Genomic DNA, 16,549 nt, shown 5'->3' on the forward strand with positions numbered 1-16,549 from the left:
GCTCCCGCCCCTGACCTTGCCCCCGCCTCAGGCCACCGTCGACTCGGACGACGAGCCGTACGGCCCGCCCGCCGACTCCGCCTCCAGGGCCGCTGCCGCGCGCTCGGCGGCCGCGGCCTCCGCCGCGAGCTCGCGCGCGAAGTCGCCGTCCTCCGTCATGGCCCGGTCGGTGTAGACGAGCGGGCGTTCGACGTCGGTGACGAGGTGTTTGACGACCTGGACGTTGCCGTTGACGTCCCAGACGGCGATGCCCGGGGTGAGCGTGGGGATGATCTCGACGGCCCAGCGGGGCAGGCCGAGCACCCGGCCCGTGGCGCGGGCCTCGTCGGCCTTCTGGGCGTAGATGGTGCGCGTCGAGGCCATCTTCAGGATCGCCGCCGCCTCGCGGGCGGCCGCGCCGTCGACGACGTCGGACAAGTGGTGGACCACCGCCACGAACGACAGGCCGAGCCGGCGGCCGAACTTCAGCAGCCGCTGGAAGAGCTGGGCCACGAACGGGGAGTTGATGATGTGCCAGGCCTCCTCGACCAGGAAGATCCGTTTCTTCCGGTCGGGCCTGATCCAGGTGTGCTCCAGCCAGACGCCCACGATCGCCATCAGGATGGGCATGGCGATGGAGTTGCGGTCGATGTGGGAGAGGTCGAAGACGATCAGCGGGGCGTCGAGGTCGATGCCGGCGGTCGTCGGCCCGTCGAACATGCCCCGCAGGTCACCGTCCACCAGCCGGTCCAGCACCAGGGCGACGTCCAGGCCCCAGGCGCGGACGTCGTCTATGTCGACGTTCATCGTCTCCGCGGACTCGGCCTCCGGGTGCCGCAGCTGCTCCACGATGTCGGTCAGCACCGGCTGCCGGTCGAGGATCGTCTCGTTCACGTGGGCGTGGGCGACCTTGAGGGCGAAGCCGGAGCGCTCGTCGAGCCCGCGGCCCATCGCGACCTCGATGATCGTGCGCAGCAGGGCGAGCTGCCCGGTCGTGGTGATCGACGGGTCGAGCGGGTTGAGCCGGATGCCGCCTTCGCGGGCCGCCATCGGGTCCAGCCGGACGGGCGTTATCCCCAGCTCCTGGGCGATCAGGTTCCACTCGCCGACGCCGTCCTCGCCCTGGGCGTCCAGGACGACGACCTGCCGGTCGCGGAACCGCAGCTGGCGCAGGACGTAGGTCTTCTCCAGCGCCGACTTGCCGTTGCCGGACTCGCCGAGGACGAGCCAGTGCGGCGCGGGCAGCTGCTGGCCGTAGAGCTGGAAGGGGTCGTAGATGTAGCCCTTGCCGGAGTAGACCTCGCGCCCGATGACCACGCCGGAGTCGCCGAGGCCGGGGGCGGCGGTCGGCAGGTAGACGGCCTGCGCCTGGCCGGTGGAGGTCCGTACGGGCAGCCGCGTGGTCTCCACCTTCCCGAAGAGGAAGCTGGTGAACGCGTCGGTCAGGGAGGCGAGCGGGTCGAGCACGGCACTGCCCCTATCGTCGGATGCCGGTCGCGAACGGCAGGGTGTTGACGAAGGCCCGGTGGTGCTCGCGGTCGCACCACTCCAGCTTCAGGTAGCTCTTGCCGGCCGAGGCCCTTATGGTCCGCTTGTCGCGCGCGAGCGCCTCCGGGGAGCGCGACGACACCGTGATGTACCCGACGAGGTTGACGCCGGCCGCGCCGCTGGCGAGGTCCTCGCCGCGCTGGTCGACGCGGGAGTGGTGGGCGACGTCGCGCGGGTCGACGACGCGGTTCATCTTGGCGGCGCGGGAGGCGTCCGCGTCGTCGTTGGTCTTCTCCGTCAGCATGCGCTCGATGGCGACGTCGGTCGGCTCCAGGTCCATGCAGACCGCGACCGTGCGGATCACGTCCGGGGTGTGGACGAGAAGGGGAGCGAGGAAGTTGACGCCCACCGGCGTCATGGGCCACTCCTTCACCCAAGCGGTGGAATGACACCAGGGTGCGCGCGTTGACGACTCGCGGGTCTTGGCCTGGAGGTAGGTGGGCTCCATGGCGTCCAGCTCGGCGGGCCAGGCGTTGCGCTGGGTCATGGCCTGGATGTGGTCGATGGGGTGGTCCGGGTCGTACATGGAGTGCACGAGGGACGACAGCCGGCTCTGGCCGAGGGGCTGGCGCACCCGGATATCGGCCTCGGCGAGCCGGGCGCAGATGTCCGTCAGCTCGCGCGCCATGACCACCGCGAGGCCGCCGTCGCGGTCCAGGCGCCGCTTGCCGCCGTCGTGGCGGGAGGCGCGCGCGATGGCGTTGGCCTCGGCGGCCAGCTCGCGGGTGTAGTGCATGCAGGCGACGAGGTAGGCGCGGTGCTGCTCGGAGGAGGTCGACACCATCGACTGCAGCTGGTCGTAGGAGTCCTTGAGCCACTTCGGGGAGTTGACGTCGCCGCGGCGCTCGACGTCCTTGGCGTGGGCGTCCGGGTCGGCGGGGAGCGTGCGGGCGAGCATCTGGATGCGCGTCACATAGCCGTCGCCGTTGGCCACGTGCTTGAGGAGCGTGCCGAACCGGTCGACCAGCGCCTCCTGGTCCTCGGAGTCGCGCAGGCCCACGCCGGGGCCCTCGATCTCGATCGCCGCGGTGACCGTACGCCGGTCGGCGTGCAGCAGCACCGCGATCTCGTCGGGGCCGAAGGGCGCCGCGAGCCAGTTGATCCGCCCGATGCCCGGGGGCGGGCCGACCTCGATCTCACGGCCGTCCAGGCGCGTGCCCGCCTCGATGACGGCGGACCGGTAGGTGGTGCCGCGGCGCAGGGTGCGCTTGAACGAGCGGTTGATCTCAAACCATTTGTAGAACGTGCGGCCCTTGTACGGGACGTACACGGCGGCCAGCGCCAGCATCGGGAACCCGGTGAGCGTGACGATCCGCAGCGCCAGGACGGGCACCAGCAGGCCGCACATCATGCCGAGGAACGCCCCGGCGATGATCAGCGCGATCTCCCCGGTCTCCCGGTTCTTGCCGACGACCGCGTTGGGACGCGCGCGGCCGATCAGATACGTACGGCGGGCCGCGACCGGCTGGGACTGGGCCTGGATCGTCAACTCCGCTCACCTCCTGGCGTATTGCTGCGGTTCTGCGCACGCGGCGCGCGGGTGGCGGAATTGCCGCTTCCGTTGCCCCTGTTGTCGCCGGTGCGGGCGGGGGGCCGGGTGCTGTGGGCGGCGACGCCGCCCGACACGGAGTCGGCCGGCCGGGGCTGGTGGCCGTTGCCGCCGGAGCCGCCCGAGCCGCGGGCGCTGTGGGTCGTGATGCCCTGCTTGACCAGGGCGGCGGGCGAGGAGATCACGGCGGCGGCCTGCCGGGACGCCGCGTCCTTGCTCGCGCTGCGGGTGCTGACGATCTCGTCGCCGAAGCCGGGCACGAAGCGGTAGATCATCGCACTGGCGAAGATGGCCAGGATGATGATCGCGAGGCCGGAGACCACGGCCGAGAAGGAGTTCGGCCCCTTGCCGGAGGACAGGGCACCGGCGAGGCCCAGCACGACCACGATGATCGGCTTCACCAGGATCACCGCGATCATGATGCCCGCCCAGCGGCGGACGTGGCCCCACATGTTCTTGTCGACGAGCCCCGCGTAGACGGCGGTGCCCAGCAGCGCGCCCACGTAGAGCAGGGCGGCGCGGATCACGAGCTCCAGCCAGAGGACGCCTGCGGCGAGCACCGACACCAAGGACACCACGATCAGCATGATCGGGCCGCCGCCGATGCCCTCGCCCTTCTTCAGGGCGTCCGCGAACGTGCCGAAGAAGGCGTCGTTGTTCGCGTTCGTGCCGGTGGCGATGACCTCCGTGACGCCGTCGGTGGCGGACACGAGCGTGTAGAGGATGAGCGGGGTGAACGCCGAGGCCAGCACGGTGAGCCACAGGAAGCCGACGGCCTCCGTGAACGCCTCGGTGAAGGGCACGCCGCGCACGGCACGCTTGGCCACGGCCAGCAGCCAGAGGACGAGCGTGAGCACGGTGGAGGCGGCGAAGACCACGGCGTACTGCCGCAGGAAGGTGGCGTTGGTGAAGTCCACGTTCCCGGTGGCCTCGACGGCGCCGGACAGCTTCCGGATGATCCAGGAGGCGGCGTCGGCGCAGCCCTTCGCCAGGGAGGCGAGGGGGTCCAGGGCGGTTTGGGGGTCGGGGGCCGACGGAGCCTTGTTGTCGCCCTGGCAGATGCTCCTGGCGGGGCCGCGGATGAGCTCGCAGTCGGCGTTGCTGCCCTGGCCGGGGCTCGATGACGGGGCGGGTGAGGTCGACGGTGACGGAGGAGGAGTGGGGGCTGCGGCGGCCCGTGAGGCCAGTGCCGTCACCGCTACTTGGGCGGAGACCAGCATTGCCGTCAGGGAGAGGACGCGGTGGCGGCTACCTGGCATAAGTGAAACCTCCGAACCCTTGTACGGCTTCCGACATCTCCTTGGCCGTGGAAGCGGCCTGGTCGCGGCCCACCGGGGCCGGGCCGTCCTTCTGAGCGAAGTCGGTGACCTTCCAGTCGCCGTCCGTCCACTTCAGTTCGAAGGTGTTGGTGTACCAGCTCTCGGCAACCGGGTTCGTCGAGCTCTCGCCGGCGATGCCGAAGAGGGCGGAGTACCAGACGGCCACGCTTGCCGTATCGCCTTCGTACTTGACGGTCTTGGTGCCTACAGGATTCGTGCGGGACACGAACGTCATGCCTTTGGGAGCGTTGCCGCCGGCGTCGAGCCCGATCTTCTTGAGGAAGCCCTCGTCGGAGTAGACCTTGTCGAGGTCACCCTGCCTGGCCGCGGCCACAGCCGGGGCGTACACGGCGCTCACGATCTCGTGGCGGGACTCCCGCCGGAACATCCCGTCCCCCCCGAGCGCCACCGCGAAATTCGCCGCCGCCGACTGCGCCCCCTGCTCGGTCCGGGCGAAACCGGAGGCGATGCCACCGGTTTTGCCCCCCACCGGCTTGACCCCCGACGGAGCCGTCGCCTCCGCGCTTGCGGCCTTGTCGCCGCTCTTCTCCGCGTCGTCCGAGTCGGACCCGCCGCCTCTGTTGGCGAAGGCGATGGCCGCGATGAGCAGGACCACGACACCCACGACCGTGATCATGTTCCGGCTGGAGAAACCCGCGCGGCCGCCACGGCCCCCGCCGCGGCCCCGGCGGGGGCCGTACGGATCGCCCTCGCCCTCCGGCAGCCGGGTGCGGGTCAGGCCGTGGTCCTCGTCGTCGTAACCGTCCTCGCCGAGACTCATAGCGCGCACGTCCCCTCATACGTCGTCGCCGCAATGGCACCCGCATATGACGGTAGCGGCGGGAGGGTGATCCCGGGGGAGGAGGACGAGGGGGTGTGAGGGGGCATCAGGTGGCAGCCTCGGGTGCGGGGGGAATCGGGGACGAGAGGGTCTGCGCGGGGACGATGCGCGAGGGGGCAGGTGGCAGGGGACGGGCCCCGGCCGGGGCGGGGGTGCCGGGCGTGTGACGCCCGTGCGCCCCCGTGCTCAGACGGCCATGCCGTAGACAATGGTGAAGAGGGTGCCGAGCGAGCCGATGATGAAGACGCCGGTCAGTCCGGCGACGATCAGACCCTTGCCCTGCTCGGCGCTGAAGGTGTCGCGCAGGGCGGTCGCGCCGATCCGCTGCTTCGCCGCGCCCCAGATCGCGATGGCGAGGCACAGCAGGATCGCCACGGCCATGATGACCTCGATCATCACGCGAGCCTCGTTGCCCAGGCTACCGAACGGCCCCCAGTTGGGGGCGATTCCGCCAATAATGGTGTTGATGTCGCCCTTGCCGGCCGCCAAAAACATGTGTAACTCACCGCCCCTAATGGGTTGTTGTCATCACCCTCACCGCTGGGCAAAGGTCAGGACCTATCTTCGCCGAAGATCCCGCCCCAGCATGTCGACTTGGCGGCATTTCTTGGCGGAACTCGTACGCATGCTCCCCGTAGGCCCCTGACCTGCGGCGCAAGGCGATGTCAGTGGGTACTCCTAAGGTGACTCTGTGTATCACGGGTGTCGGCGGCGGGCAATCGTCGGTGGAGCAGGGGGGCGTGGGGATGTTCGGACGACTGTGTGTTCGGTCGGTACGCTGTCCCGAGCGCCGCCCGGGTGCCGATCGCACCTCGGGGCCGTCGGGCCGGCTCGCGCGCTACGGGGGCATCGAGATCAAGGGTGGTACGGGTGCTGGTTGCCGATCGCTACCGGCTGGAGGAGCTGCTCGGCCGCGGTGGCATGGGCGAAGTCTGGCAGGCTCAGGACGAGGTGCTGGGCCGTCAGGTCGCCGTGAAGCTGCTGCTGGGCGACGACGGCGACGAATCCGCCGCCTCCCGCTTCCGGCTGGAGGCGCAGACCGCCGCGCGCCTGAATCATCCTCAGGTGGTCGCGGTCTACGACTTCGGGTCCTGGGACGGGCGCTTCTATCTGGTGATGGAGCTGGTCAGGGGCCCCAGCCTGGCCCAGGAGCTGTCCTCGCGCGGCCCGCTCGCCCCGCGCCGTGTGGCCCGCATCGCCGCGCAGTCCGCGGCGGGCCTGGCTGCGGCGCACCGCCAGGGCGTCGTCCACCGGGACATCAAGCCCGGCAATCTGATGCTCGACGCCGACGACACCCTGAAGATCGGCGATTTCGGCATCGCGCGCTTCGTGGACGAGACCTCCGCCGCGTTGACGCGGGTCGGCCAGATCGTCGGCACGAGCACCTACCTCGCCCCGGAGCGGGCCCTGGGCAAGGTCGCCGGCCCCGCCTCGGACGTCTACGCCCTGGGCTGTGTGATCTACCAGCTGGTGGCGGGCCAGCCGCCCTTCTGGGCGGACAGCCCCACCGCCCTGCTCTACCTCCACGTGGACACGCCTCCCGTGCCGCCCCGCCAGCACCGGGCGGACCTGCCGCCCGCCTTCGAGGCGTATCTGCTGCGGATGCTCGCCAAGAAGCCGGAGGACCGGCCGTCGGCGCAGGAGGTGGCCGACTGGTTCGCCGGACCCTCGTGGGAGGAGCCGCCCCGGCCCGTACGGACGCCGATGCCGGCCCCGGTGCAGGCCCCCGTGCCCGTGGCCGGGCCCGGTGCGGTGAGTGCGCCGCCCCCGCCCTCGGTGCAGCCTGCCGTGGGGCGTGGCGCGGCCGTGCCCTCGCCTCACGGGGCCCCGCCCCACGGCGCCCCGGCCCACGGCTTCCCGGCACCGGCCCCGGTGCCGGCCCCTGCCGCTCCGGCGCCGGGACACCGCCGGAGCACCGGCGGCGGCAGAAGGCCCCAGGGCACGGGCCCGGGCATGGGTACGGGCATACGGGCCTCCAAGGGCATACGCAGCCCCAAGGTGCTGCTCAGCGCCGTGGCCGGTGTCGTGGCGTTCCTGGTGGCGGCTTTGATCGGCGCATCCGTGTTCGGCGGCTCGGGTGGCGGGACGGGCTCGCAGCGGCCCGAGGCGCAGCCGTCGGAGTCGGCGGAGCGCGCGCCGGGCGGGAATCCCGAAGCGCCGAAGGTCGTGCCGGCCGAGGCGGTCCCGCCGTCGGCCCAGCCGTCGCCGTCCGGTTCCCGCAAGCCGAAGAAGGACCGCAAGAAGTCCGCGGACAGCAAGGACGCCAAGGACTCCGGCGGTTCCGGCAGCCGCGACAGCCGCGATCGCGATGCCGACGAGGACGACGACTGAGCGCGGTTCCCTCTCAGCCGGCGTCACCCGTCGGCGGCCGGTCTCACTCCCCGGCGACGTCCTCCACGAAGTGGTCGAACTCCCCGGCCCTGACCCCCAGGACGAACGCGTCCCACTTGGCCGCGGTGGTGGTCACCACGGTCTCGGGTTCGGTGTTCGTCCGCAGGTGGACGTCGCCGTCGTCACCGAAGGCGATCTCCAGGTACTCGGTCTCGTCGCCCTCGGTCACCGGAATCCAGTTGAGCTCCGCCATGGGCCCTCCTCGTCACTCCCGTCACACCCTCACGGTAGCGCGTCCCCCATGACCGGGCCGGAACTGCACGCTCGTTGACGGATCGATAGAAATTGCGGATACGCATCGGGTCGTTGGGGGAGGATTGCGGGGTGCGGAAGCTCTGGGTGGGCATGGGTGTGGGCATCGCGATGTGCCTGTGTTTCATCGGGCTGCTCGTGATCGGCGTGTACACCGCTGCCTCGAATCTGCTCGGAGGCGGCGGCGGAGGCGGCTCCGTCGGGCTGGCCAAGGGCGCCGTGCCCGACCAGTACCAGACCCTCGTGCAGAAGTGGGGAAACCTCTGCCCCGCGCTGAACCCGGCGATCCTGGCGGCGCAGATCTATTCGGAGAGCGGCTGGAACCCCAAGGCCGTGAGCCCGGCGGATGCGCGCGGGATAGCCCAGTTCATCCCGGGCACCTGGGACGCCCACGCCATCGACGCCAACGGCGACGGCAGGAAGGACATCTGGGATCCGCAGGACGCCATCCCGTCGGCGGCCGTCTACGACTGCGAGCTCTCGAAGTACGTCAAGGACGTCCCCGGCGACCTCGCGGACAACATGCTCGCGTCGTACAACGCCGGTTCGTACGCGGTGATCCGGCACCGCGGGATCCCGCCCTACCGCGAGACGCAGGGGTACGTCCGTTCCATCCGCACCCTGGAGAAGAGCTTCGCCCGGCCGGTCGGCAGGGTCGCCCCCTCGCAGCAGGCCGCCGGGGCGATCTACTACGCACAGGAGAAGCTCGGCACGCCGTATCTGTGGGGCGGCGACGGCACCACCGAGGACAACGGGCGGTTCGACTGCTCGGGCCTGACCAAGGCGGCGTACGAATCGGTGGGCATCACCCTGCCCCGCGTCGCCAACGACCAGTGGAACGCGGGCCCGCACCCCAAGCGGAGCGAGCTGCTCCCGGGCGACCTCGTGTTCTTCGCCAACGACCTGAAGGACCCGCGGTCCATCCACCATGTGGGGATCTACGTGGGCGGCGGCCAGATGATCAACGCCCCTTACACGGGGGCCGTGATCCGCTTCGACAAGATCGACATGCCGGACTACATCGGGGCGACCCGGGTCACCCAGGATGGCGCGAAAGCATTGCCCGCGGCCAACGCCGCATGAACGCCCCAGGACGAACTGCGACGATGGGTCACCCTTCCATAACGTCCTGGTGATCATTGGGAGAAGAGTGGAACGCCCGGCCGGAGTGGGGCGTTCCATGGGAGTGGGAAAGCAGCGCCACTGGGCGGGGGCTACAGCGACGCACGGACCACGGGGGTCGGCAGCTGGACGTAGCGACAGGCGACAGATAAGGGGCCACGGCACATGGCTGGACTCGCGATGGGGTACCCCATGACGGAGGCCAGGGGCGGGTCGAACCCCGACACCAGCACGCTGTACGACATCAACGGCCTCGCCAAGGACGCCCCCGGCTGGCTCGACCGCACGATGGAGTTCATCGGCGAGTACGGGATCATCCTGGGCCTCGCCGTCCTCATGCTCCTCGCCTGGTGGAGCCTGCGCCGCCGGCAGGACGCGCCGGCCGCCGTCGCCGCGCTGCTGTGGGCGCCGCTCGCCGCGGGCATCGCCCTCCTCGTCAACGTCCCGATCCGCGGCTTCGTGAAGCGGCCCCGGCCCTTCCTGGACCACTCGGGCCTGGAAGTGCTGGTCAAGGGCAAGACCGACTACTCCTTCGTCAGCGACCACGCGACGCTGACGATGGCGATCGGCGTGGCCCTCTTCGTCGCCAACCGCAAGTACGGCCTGATCGGAATCGGCCTGGCCTTCCTCGAGGGCTTCTGCCGCGTCTACATGGGCGTGCACTACCCGACGGACGTGATCGGCGGCCTCGCCCTGGGCACGGCCGTCGCGCTGCTCCTGGCGCCGCTGGCGATGATGATGCTGACCCCGCTCACGCGCGCGGTCGCGCGGACGCGCGCCGCGTGGCTCGTCTGCTCGGAACAGCCGCTCGCCCCGCCGCCCCTTGTGGCGGCGGAGGCGACCGAGTCCGAGCGGGGCGTACCGCGGCACCGGGACAACGACCTGGCGGCGTAACGCGTAGCGCCCCGCCCTCGCGTCGCGAGTGTTCCCGCGTCCTGGGCGTGGCCTCACAGGGCCTGTGGGAAGTCGAACAGCCGGTTCGGGTCGTATTGCCGCTTGAGCTTGGTCAAGCGGCCCTCCGCGCCGCCGTAGTACGCCTTGCGCCAGTCCTTCAGGCCCGCGTCCGCGTAGTTCTGGTACGCGGCCCCCGAGGCGTGGCGGCGCATCGCGGCGTGGGTGCCGTCCAGCCATGAGGTCTGGGTGCTGCCGGAGCCGCCCGCGGCCCAGTGGGCCAGGTACTGGGCGAGGAAGCGCGAGCGGCGGTGCACGAAGGCCGTGGCCAGGGGCTGGACACGGTTGACGGCGCCGCCCAGCGCCGTCAGCTGGACCGAGACGCCGCCGCTGCCGCCCCCTCGGCCGAAACGTTCCACCTGGCCGGTGAGGGCCCGGATGCCCGCCGCGTTCAGCGAGCGGTCGTAGAAGTCGGAGCGCGCGCCGTACGTCTCGCGCTGCAGGGTGCCGGCCGTCTCGCGGCCGGGCGTGCGGCCCGGCAGGTGGCACTGCGCCTGGGACTTGTCGGAGCAGCCCGCGTAGGCGCGCACCATGTCGAGGTGGGCGCGACGGCGCAGCCGGACGCCGTTGGACGCGCCGCCGGCCTTGCTCACCAGCAGGTCCAGGGCGTTCTCCAGGTCGCCCTGGGTGCCGAGGGAGTATGCGGAGACGGAGATGCGCGGGGTGCCGCCCGCGGCGGCCGACAGGTCGCACGAGGACCAGATCTCGTCGGGCCGGCTCGGCCCCCACTCCTGCCAGGCGCGGATCACGTCGGCGGCCCGCGACCAGGGCCAGGAGACGTAGCCGGTGACGCCGTCGGCCGCCGCGCGGGTGCGGAAGCGGAGCTCGGTGACCACGCCGAAGTTGCCGTTGCCGGCGCCGCGCAGGGCCCAGAAGAGGTCGGCGTTGCGCTCGGCCCCTACGTCGAGGACCTTGCCGTCGGCGGTGACGAGGGTGGCGCCGGTGAGGCTGTCGCAGGTCAGGCCGTAGGCGCGGGAGGTGACGCCGTGTCCGCCGCCGAGGGCGAGGCCGGAGATGCCGACCGTCGGGCACGAGCCGGAGGGGAGGGTGACGCCGTGCCCGGCCAGCCCGGTCTGGACGTCGATGAGCTTGGCGCCCGCGCCGATCACGGCGGACCGGGAGTCCGGGGTGCGGACGGACTTCAGCCGGGAGACGTCGACGACGAGCCGGTCGGTGCCGCTGGACCAGCCGGCGTAGCTGTGGCCGCCGTTGCGTATGGATATGAGGGTGCTGTAGCGGCGGGCGAAGGCGAGGCACTCGCGGACGTCCTGGACGCTGGCCACGTAGGCGATGCCGGCCGGGCGCAGGCTGTCGAAGCGGGTGTTGTAGAGCTGCCGGGCCGCGGCGTAGTCGGCGTCGCCGGGGCGGACGAGGCCGCCGGAGAGGCCCTTGCCGAGGGCGGACCAGTCGGCCGCGGCCGGGGCGGGGCGGGGCGCCGCGGGGACGGCCCGGCCCGAGGTGACCATGCGACCGGGGCGCTCCTGGCCGCTGCTGTCGGTGCAGGAGGCCGCCCAGGTGCCGGCCGCGGCCAGCCCGGCGCCGGCGGCGAGCAGCTGCCGCCTGCCCGGGAGCCCGCGTGCACCGCCCGCCCGCGCGCCCGTGCCCGTGCCCGCGCTCGTGCCTATGCCGTGTGCGCCCGCACTCGTCCCGTTTTCGTCAACGGTCATGTCCGCCCCCGTCACCCGATGTGCTGCCGGTTTCCCCCGTCGTCCGGACAGATGGCACGGGGGTGGCGGTGGTTCCGCCTACCCGGGCGGGGCGGGATCAGACGTGGCGGAGGCCGACTGCTCAGGCCGCGCCGGCGGCGGCCTCGTGGCCCGTGGCATCGTCGCGGGCCAGGGAGCGGGCGCGGCGGGCGGGGCCGCGCCAGCCGCACGTACAGCGGGCGGCGCAGAAGGATCCCTGCTCGCTGGTGCTCGTGAGGTGGGCCGTGGACGGCTCCACGGATGCGCGGTCGGACACGTGACCACGCTACCGGGCCGTGACGGCGGCGCCCACGCCGTCGTTGGCAGTAACGGGTTCCACAGCGGGTCGGTGGCAGGGGGCTGGCAAGGCATGGTGGCGCGGAGAGAGAGAAGCGGCGAAGAGGGACGCGGGAGACAGGGACGCAGCAGGGGCGCGGCCGTCGGCCGCGCGGTGGCGGCCGGCCTCGCCCTCGGCCTCCTGATGTCCGGCTGCACGCTCCACGGCCCGGCCGCCCGCGAGGCTCCCGAGCTGCACGACAGCCTGAAGAGCCTGAGCGGCCAGGCCCGGCAGGCGGGCGACGGCGCCGATCCCGGGCAGGCGCGCGCCGCGGTGCGCGGCGCCGCGCGGACGCTGGCCCGGGCGGGCCGGGCGCTGGTGCGCACCTCCATGGAGACGGTCAGCGGCGGCACCCGGCTGACCATCCACGGCTCGGGCGGGTACGACTTCGCGCGGCCCGCCGGGCGGCTGACGGTGCTGGTGCCCGAGGACGCGGCCGGCGCGGCCGAGCACCGCCCGATCACGGAGGTCTTCTCCCCGGGCGAGCTCTTCATGAAGAACCGCGGTGCGGGGGTCCCGGCCGACAAATGGGTGCGGCTCGCCACGGCCTCGCTCGCCGACGGCAACCTCCTGACCAGCGGCGCCACCGACCCGCTCGCCGCGGCCGAACTGCTCGGCGGCGCCCGCGAGGTGACGTACATGCGGGACGAGCGGGTCGGCGGGGTGCGGGTGAGGCACTACTGGGGCACCATCGACCTGAGTCAGGCGGTGCGCTCCGCTCCGGCGCGCGACCGGGGGCCGCTCGCCACGGCGGCCAAAGGTTTCTCCAGCGGCACGGTGGCCTTCGACGCCTATCTGGACGAGCAGGGCAGGCCGCGCCGGCTGCGTCACCGCTTCAGCGTGGAGGGCACGGGTCCGTCGGCGCCGCAGGCCCCTATGACGGTGGTCTCGACGGTCGAGCTGTACGACTTCGGCGCCGAAGTGCCCATTGACCTACCCGAGGCCGCCGATATCTATGCGGGGAAGGTCGGATCGCCGCGGAATTGACGCGGCAGGGCGTAGTTGGCCATGGAAATGGTCCTTCTGTGCCATGCGCGCCATGTGTACCGATCACTACGCTGGTAAGCCGAGGAAAGCCCGAAAGACCCAGACCCAGACCCGAGCGAAAGACCCGAGGAGGTGAATCACGTGGTTTCGCGACGCGGTTCGTCGGGTGGGCCGGATCCCGTGGCCCTCATCGAGATCGATCTCTACGGTGATTTGATGATCGCCGCGTCCAGTGCGGATGAGGATCGGCTGAGCGCCGATCGTATCGACGAGGTTTTGCGGGTCGTTCCCGCAGGGGCCGAGCGCGAGGACTGACCGTCCCGGAGCGTCCGTTTACCGCGGCGCAGTCCTGCGGTGCCCCGCCGGGCTCCGGCGGGGCACCGCAGCCGCTCAGGTCCCGCAGCCGCTCAGGTCCGCAGCAGGCGCGCGATCGCCGCGCCGGCCTCCGCGACCTTGGCGTCGATCTCGTCCCCGCCCTTGACCGCGGCCTGGGCGACGCAGTGCCGCAGGTGCTCCTGCAGGAGCTGCAGGGCGAAGGACTGCAGCGCCTTCGTGCCGGCCGACACCTGGGTGAGTATGTCGATGCAGTAGACGTCTTCCTCGACCATGCGCTGGAGGCCGCGGATCTGGCCCTCGATCCGGCGCAGGCGCTTGAGGTGCTGGTCCTTCTGGTGGCTGTAGCCGTGCGGGCCGGAGTGCTCTCCGGCGCCTGCCGGGGCCTCGGCGTGGCAGGCGCCGGCCGTGCCCGTCGCCGGTGCGTCGTCGCCGCCGGCCGGGGGGGCTTCCGTGGTCGTCATGGCGTCCGTCCTCCTGCCGTCCGGCGGGCCTGCGGCCCGGGGATTCGCCCGTGCTGCTGCGTATACCCCTCGTATACCCCCAGCGGGTATATGGTACAGAATTTTGCCCGCCGCGGTGGTACCTGGCTTCATGAGCACTCTGCCCGATGGGCGACACTGAGGGAATGCCAGTTAGCTGTGGCCGGATGATGCGCCTAGCATCAACGAGACCGAATCCGTTGCACCCCGAGGATCCCACGTGCGCTTTCGTCTGACCCCCAGGGAGACGAGCTTCTACGACATGTTCGCCGCCTCCGCGGACAACATCGTCACGGGCTCCAAGCTCCTGATGGAACTGCTCGGAGCGGATACGTCCGCCCGGGTCGAGATCGCCGAGCGGATGCGCGCAGCGGAGCACGCGGGTGACGATGCGACGCACGCGATCTTCCACCAGCTGAACTCTTCGTTCATCACGCCGTTCGACCGCGAGGACATCTACACCCTCGCCGGCTCGCTCGACGACATCATGGACTTCATGGAGGAGGCCGTCGACCTGGTCGTCCTGTACCAGATCGAGGAGCTCCCCAAGGGCGTCGAACAGCAGATCGAGGTCCTCGCGCGGGCCGCGGAGCTGACCGCCGAGGCCATGCCGAACCTGCGCACCATGACCAATCTCACGGAGTACTGGATCGAGGTGAACCGTCTGGAGAACCAGGCGGACCAGATCCACCGCAAGCTCCTGGCCCAGCTCTTCAACGGCAAGTACGACGCCATAGAGGTGCTGAAGCTCAAGCAGATCGTGGATGTGCTGGAAGAGGCGGCGGACGCGTTCGAGCACGTCGCCAACACGGTCGAGACCATCGCGGTCAAGGAGTCCTGACCCCCGGTGGACACCTTCGCTCTCGTCGTGACCATCGGGGTCGCGCTCGGCTTCACCTATACCAACGGCTTTCACGACTCCGCGAACGCCATCGCGACCTCGGTCTCCACGCGGGCGCTGACCCCGCGCGCGGCCCTTGCGATGGCGGCCGTGATGAACCTCGCCGGTGCCTTCCTGGGCAGCGGGGTGGCCAAGACGGTCAGCGAGGGCCTGATCGAGTCGCCGGTCGGTGACAAGGGGATGGGCATCCTCTTCGCGGCCCTGATCGGCGCGATCGCCTGGAACCTGATCACCTGGTACTTCGGCCTGCCCTCGTCCTCCTCGCACGCCCTCTTCGGCGGCATGGTGGGCGCGGCGCTCGCGGGCGGCACCGGCGTCATCTGGTCGGGCGTCGTCGAGAAGATCGTCATCCCGATGTTCATCTCGCCCTTCGTCGGCCTGATCCTCGGCTATCTGGTGATGGTCGCGATCATGTGGATGTTCCGCCGGGCCAATCCGCACAAGGCCAAGCGCGGCTTCCGGATCGCCCAGACGGTCTCGGCCGCCGGCATGGCGCTCGGCCACGGTCTGCAGGACGCCCAGAAGACCATGGGTATCGTGATGATGGCCCTGGTCATCGGCGATGTGCAGGCCAAGGGCGACGCCATCCCGGTCTGGGTCAAGCTCTCCTGCGCGATCATGCTCTCGCTCGGCACCTACGCGGGCGGCTGGCGGATCATGCGGACGCTCGGCCGCAAGATCATCGAGCTGGACCCGCCGCAGGGCTTCGCGGCCGAGACCACCGGTGCGTCGGTCATGTTCACGACCGCCTTCATGTTCCACGCGCCGATCTCCACCACGCATGTGATCACCTCGGCGATCATGGGCGTCGGTGCGACCAAGCGGGTGAACGCGGTCCGCTGGGGCGTCGCCAAGAACATCATCCTGGGCTGGTTCATCACGATGCCGGCCGCGGCCGCCGTCGCTGCGCTCAGCTACTGGGTGGTCAACCTGGCCTTCGGCTAGCCGCCGGGCGTACGAACACGGACGGGCCCGCCCCCTGGTACGAACAGGGGGCGGGCCCTTCGCCTTGCGGCGGCACCGCCATGCAGCGCCGTAAGGCGGCTCAGGGGGGCGGCGGCCTAGCCGAACCGGCCCGAGATGTAGTCCTCCGTCGCCTGGACCGACGGGTTCGAGAAGATCCTCGCCGTCTCGTCGATCTCGACCAGCTTGCCCGGCTGGCCGACGCCCGCCAGGTTGAAGAACGCGGTGCGGTCCGAGACGCGCGCGGCCTGCTGCATGTTGTGGGTGACGATCACGATCGTGAAGCGCTCCTTCAGCTCCCCGATCAGATCCTCGATCGCGAGCGTCGAGATCGGGTCGAGCGCCGAGCAGGGCTCGTCCATCAGCAGGACCTGCGGTTCGACCGCTATCGCCCGGGCTATGCACAGCCGCTGCTGCTGACCGCCGGAGAGGCCCGCTCCCGGCTTGTTCAGCCGGTCCTTGACCTCCTTCCAGAGGTTCGCACCCCGGAGGGACTTCTCGACCACGCCGTCCAGCTCGGACTTGCGGATGCGCCCGCCGTTGAGCCGGATGCCCGCGGCCACGTTCTCGTAGATCGACATGGTCGGGAAGGGGTTCGGCCGCTGGAAGACCATGCCGACCGTGCGGCGCACGGAGACCGGGTCGACGCCGGCGCCGTAGAGGTTCTCGTCGTCCAGCATCACCTTGCCCTCGACGCGGCCGCCGGGGGTGACCTCGTGCATGCGGTTCAGGGTGCGCAGGAAGGTGGACTTGCCGCAGCCGGACGGGCCGATGAAGGCGGTCACGGAACGGGGCTCGACGGTCATCGAGATGTCGTCGATGGCCTTGTGGGCGCCGTAGTACGCGGAGAGGCCGCTGACGTCGATTCGCTTGGCCATGGGGATCACTACTTCTTTCGGGGAAACCGCG

The 16,549-nt window shown here is 71.0% G+C and carries 17 protein-coding genes; 7 read left to right on the top strand and 10 right to left on the bottom strand.

All coding sequences use genetic code 11. From position 1 onward, the window contains the following. Positions 1–27: 27 nt before the first annotated feature. The 5 genes from FGW37_RS18480 to FGW37_RS18500 all read right to left on the bottom strand — a co-directional run bounded on the left by FGW37_RS18480 (position 28) and on the right by FGW37_RS18500 (position 5,731). The gene (locus FGW37_RS18480) at positions 28–1,446 is read right to left on the bottom strand and encodes an ATP-binding protein (RefSeq protein ID WP_179082052.1); all 1,419 of its coding nucleotides are present in this window, start codon (positions 1,444–1,446) and stop codon (positions 28–30) included. Between the two features lie 10 nt (positions 1,447–1,456). Further along, entirely contained in the window at positions 1,457–3,010 is a 1,554-nt protein-coding gene (locus tag FGW37_RS18485) for an SCO6880 family protein (RefSeq protein ID WP_179084772.1), read from the bottom strand. Positions 3,011–3,012: 2 nt separating this feature from the next. Further along, complete coding sequence (locus tag FGW37_RS18490; protein WP_179082053.1) at positions 3,013–4,335, bottom strand: hypothetical protein; 1,323 nt, start codon at positions 4,333–4,335, stop codon at positions 3,013–3,015. Continuing rightward, a complete protein-coding gene (locus FGW37_RS18495) occupies positions 4,325–5,176 on the bottom strand; it encodes a DUF8175 domain-containg protein (RefSeq protein ID WP_179084773.1) in 852 nt (283 codons plus the stop codon). The genes FGW37_RS18490 and FGW37_RS18495 overlap by 11 nt, the downstream gene beginning before the upstream one ends. A 246-nt stretch (positions 5,177–5,422) precedes the next feature. Continuing rightward, positions 5,423–5,731 carry a hypothetical protein gene (locus tag FGW37_RS18500; protein ID WP_030367101.1) on the bottom strand — a complete coding sequence of 103 codons (309 nt, stop codon included), beginning with the start codon at positions 5,729–5,731 and terminating at the stop codon, positions 5,423–5,425. Positions 5,732–6,106: 375 nt separating this feature from the next. Between FGW37_RS18500 and FGW37_RS18505 the strand changes: the two genes are divergently transcribed. Continuing rightward, positions 6,107–7,567 (top strand): serine/threonine-protein kinase, encoded by a 1,461-nt coding sequence (locus tag FGW37_RS18505; RefSeq protein ID WP_179082054.1) that lies wholly within the window; start codon positions 6,107–6,109, stop codon positions 7,565–7,567. A gap of 43 nt (positions 7,568–7,610) precedes the next feature. On the opposite strand, the gene FGW37_RS18510 is transcribed toward FGW37_RS18505, so the two are convergent. Next, positions 7,611–7,820, bottom strand: a complete 210-nt coding sequence (locus tag FGW37_RS18510) for a DUF397 domain-containing protein (protein WP_058045670.1) — start codon at positions 7,818–7,820, stop codon at positions 7,611–7,613. Between the two features lie 131 nt (positions 7,821–7,951). On the opposite strand from FGW37_RS18510, the gene FGW37_RS18515 reads away from it, so the two are divergent. Then, positions 7,952–8,962 carry a C40 family peptidase gene (locus FGW37_RS18515; RefSeq protein ID WP_281394847.1) on the top strand — a complete coding sequence of 337 codons (1,011 nt, stop codon included), beginning with the start codon at positions 7,952–7,954 and terminating at the stop codon, positions 8,960–8,962. Positions 8,963–9,166: 204 nt separating this feature from the next. Then, positions 9,167–9,895: a phosphatase PAP2 family protein gene (locus FGW37_RS18520; protein WP_179082056.1), complete on the top strand. Its 729-nt coding sequence runs from the start codon at positions 9,167–9,169 to the stop codon at positions 9,893–9,895. A gap of 53 nt (positions 9,896–9,948) precedes the next feature. Here the strand turns inward: FGW37_RS18520 and FGW37_RS18525 are convergent, their stop codons facing one another. Beyond that, entirely contained in the window at positions 9,949–11,619 is a 1,671-nt protein-coding gene (locus FGW37_RS18525; RefSeq protein WP_179082057.1) for an FAD-binding oxidoreductase, read from the bottom strand. Between the two features lie 121 nt (positions 11,620–11,740). Next, on the bottom strand, positions 11,741–11,914 hold the full coding sequence (locus tag FGW37_RS18530; protein ID WP_179082058.1) for a hypothetical protein: 174 nt from the start codon (positions 11,912–11,914) through the stop codon (positions 11,741–11,743). A gap of 93 nt (positions 11,915–12,007) precedes the next feature. Between FGW37_RS18530 and FGW37_RS18535 the strand changes: the two genes are divergently transcribed. Both FGW37_RS18535 and FGW37_RS33870 read left to right on the top strand, forming a co-directional pair. Beyond that, positions 12,008–12,961: an SCO4651 family lipoprotein gene (locus FGW37_RS18535; RefSeq protein ID WP_179082059.1), complete on the top strand. Its 954-nt coding sequence runs from the start codon at positions 12,008–12,010 to the stop codon at positions 12,959–12,961. A 180-nt stretch (positions 12,962–13,141) separates the two neighbouring features. Next, positions 13,142–13,276, top strand: a complete 135-nt coding sequence (locus FGW37_RS33870) for a hypothetical protein (RefSeq protein WP_281394944.1) — start codon at positions 13,142–13,144, stop codon at positions 13,274–13,276. A gap of 92 nt (positions 13,277–13,368) precedes the next feature. Here FGW37_RS33870 and FGW37_RS18540 read toward each other — a convergent pair whose 3' ends face one another. Then, positions 13,369–13,758 carry a metal-sensitive transcriptional regulator gene (locus FGW37_RS18540; RefSeq protein WP_179082060.1) on the bottom strand — a complete coding sequence of 130 codons (390 nt, stop codon included), beginning with the start codon at positions 13,756–13,758 and terminating at the stop codon, positions 13,369–13,371. Positions 13,759–13,996: 238 nt separating this feature from the next. On the opposite strand from FGW37_RS18540, the gene FGW37_RS18545 reads away from it, so the two are divergent. Beyond that, positions 13,997–14,617: a DUF47 domain-containing protein gene (locus tag FGW37_RS18545; RefSeq protein ID WP_179082061.1), complete on the top strand. Its 621-nt coding sequence runs from the start codon at positions 13,997–13,999 to the stop codon at positions 14,615–14,617. A gap of 6 nt (positions 14,618–14,623) precedes the next feature. Next, positions 14,624–15,622, top strand: coding sequence for an inorganic phosphate transporter (locus FGW37_RS18550; RefSeq protein WP_179082062.1), 999 nt, complete (start codon positions 14,624–14,626; stop codon positions 15,620–15,622). A gap of 116 nt (positions 15,623–15,738) precedes the next feature. Here the strand turns inward: FGW37_RS18550 and pstB are convergent, their stop codons facing one another. Next, positions 15,739–16,518 (bottom strand): phosphate ABC transporter ATP-binding protein PstB, encoded by a 780-nt coding sequence (gene pstB, locus FGW37_RS18555; protein WP_179082063.1) that lies wholly within the window; start codon positions 16,516–16,518, stop codon positions 15,739–15,741. Between the last annotated feature and the right edge of the window lie 31 nt (positions 16,519–16,549).

The organism is Streptomyces rectiverticillatus, from assembly GCF_013394065.1.
In the GTDB taxonomy this organism is placed as follows: Bacteria; Actinomycetota; Actinomycetes; order Streptomycetales; family Streptomycetaceae; genus Streptomyces; species Streptomyces rectiverticillatus.

Coding starts and splice junctions, on each gene's coding strand:
- FGW37_RS18540 (WP_179082060.1), bottom strand. CDS start 13,758: ATGACGACCACGGAAGCCCCCCCGGCCGGCGGCGACGACGCACCGGCG.
- pstB (WP_179082063.1), bottom strand. CDS start 16,518: ATGGCCAAGCGAATCGACGTCAGCGGCCTCTCCGCGTACTACGGCGCC.
- FGW37_RS18520 (WP_179082056.1), top strand. CDS start 9,167: ATGGCTGGACTCGCGATGGGGTACCCCATGACGGAGGCCAGGGGCGGG.
- FGW37_RS18525 (WP_179082057.1), bottom strand. CDS start 11,619: ATGACCGTTGACGAAAACGGGACGAGTGCGGGCGCACACGGCATAGGC.
- FGW37_RS18495 (WP_179084773.1), bottom strand. CDS start 5,176: ATGAGTCTCGGCGAGGACGGTTACGACGACGAGGACCACGGCCTGACC.
- FGW37_RS18535 (WP_179082059.1), top strand. CDS start 12,008: ATGGTGGCGCGGAGAGAGAGAAGCGGCGAAGAGGGACGCGGGAGACAG.
- FGW37_RS18490 (WP_179082053.1), bottom strand. CDS start 4,335: ATGCCAGGTAGCCGCCACCGCGTCCTCTCCCTGACGGCAATGCTGGTC.
- FGW37_RS18500 (WP_030367101.1), bottom strand. CDS start 5,731: ATGTTTTTGGCGGCCGGCAAGGGCGACATCAACACCATTATTGGCGGA.
- FGW37_RS18510 (WP_058045670.1), bottom strand. CDS start 7,820: ATGGCGGAGCTCAACTGGATTCCGGTGACCGAGGGCGACGAGACCGAG.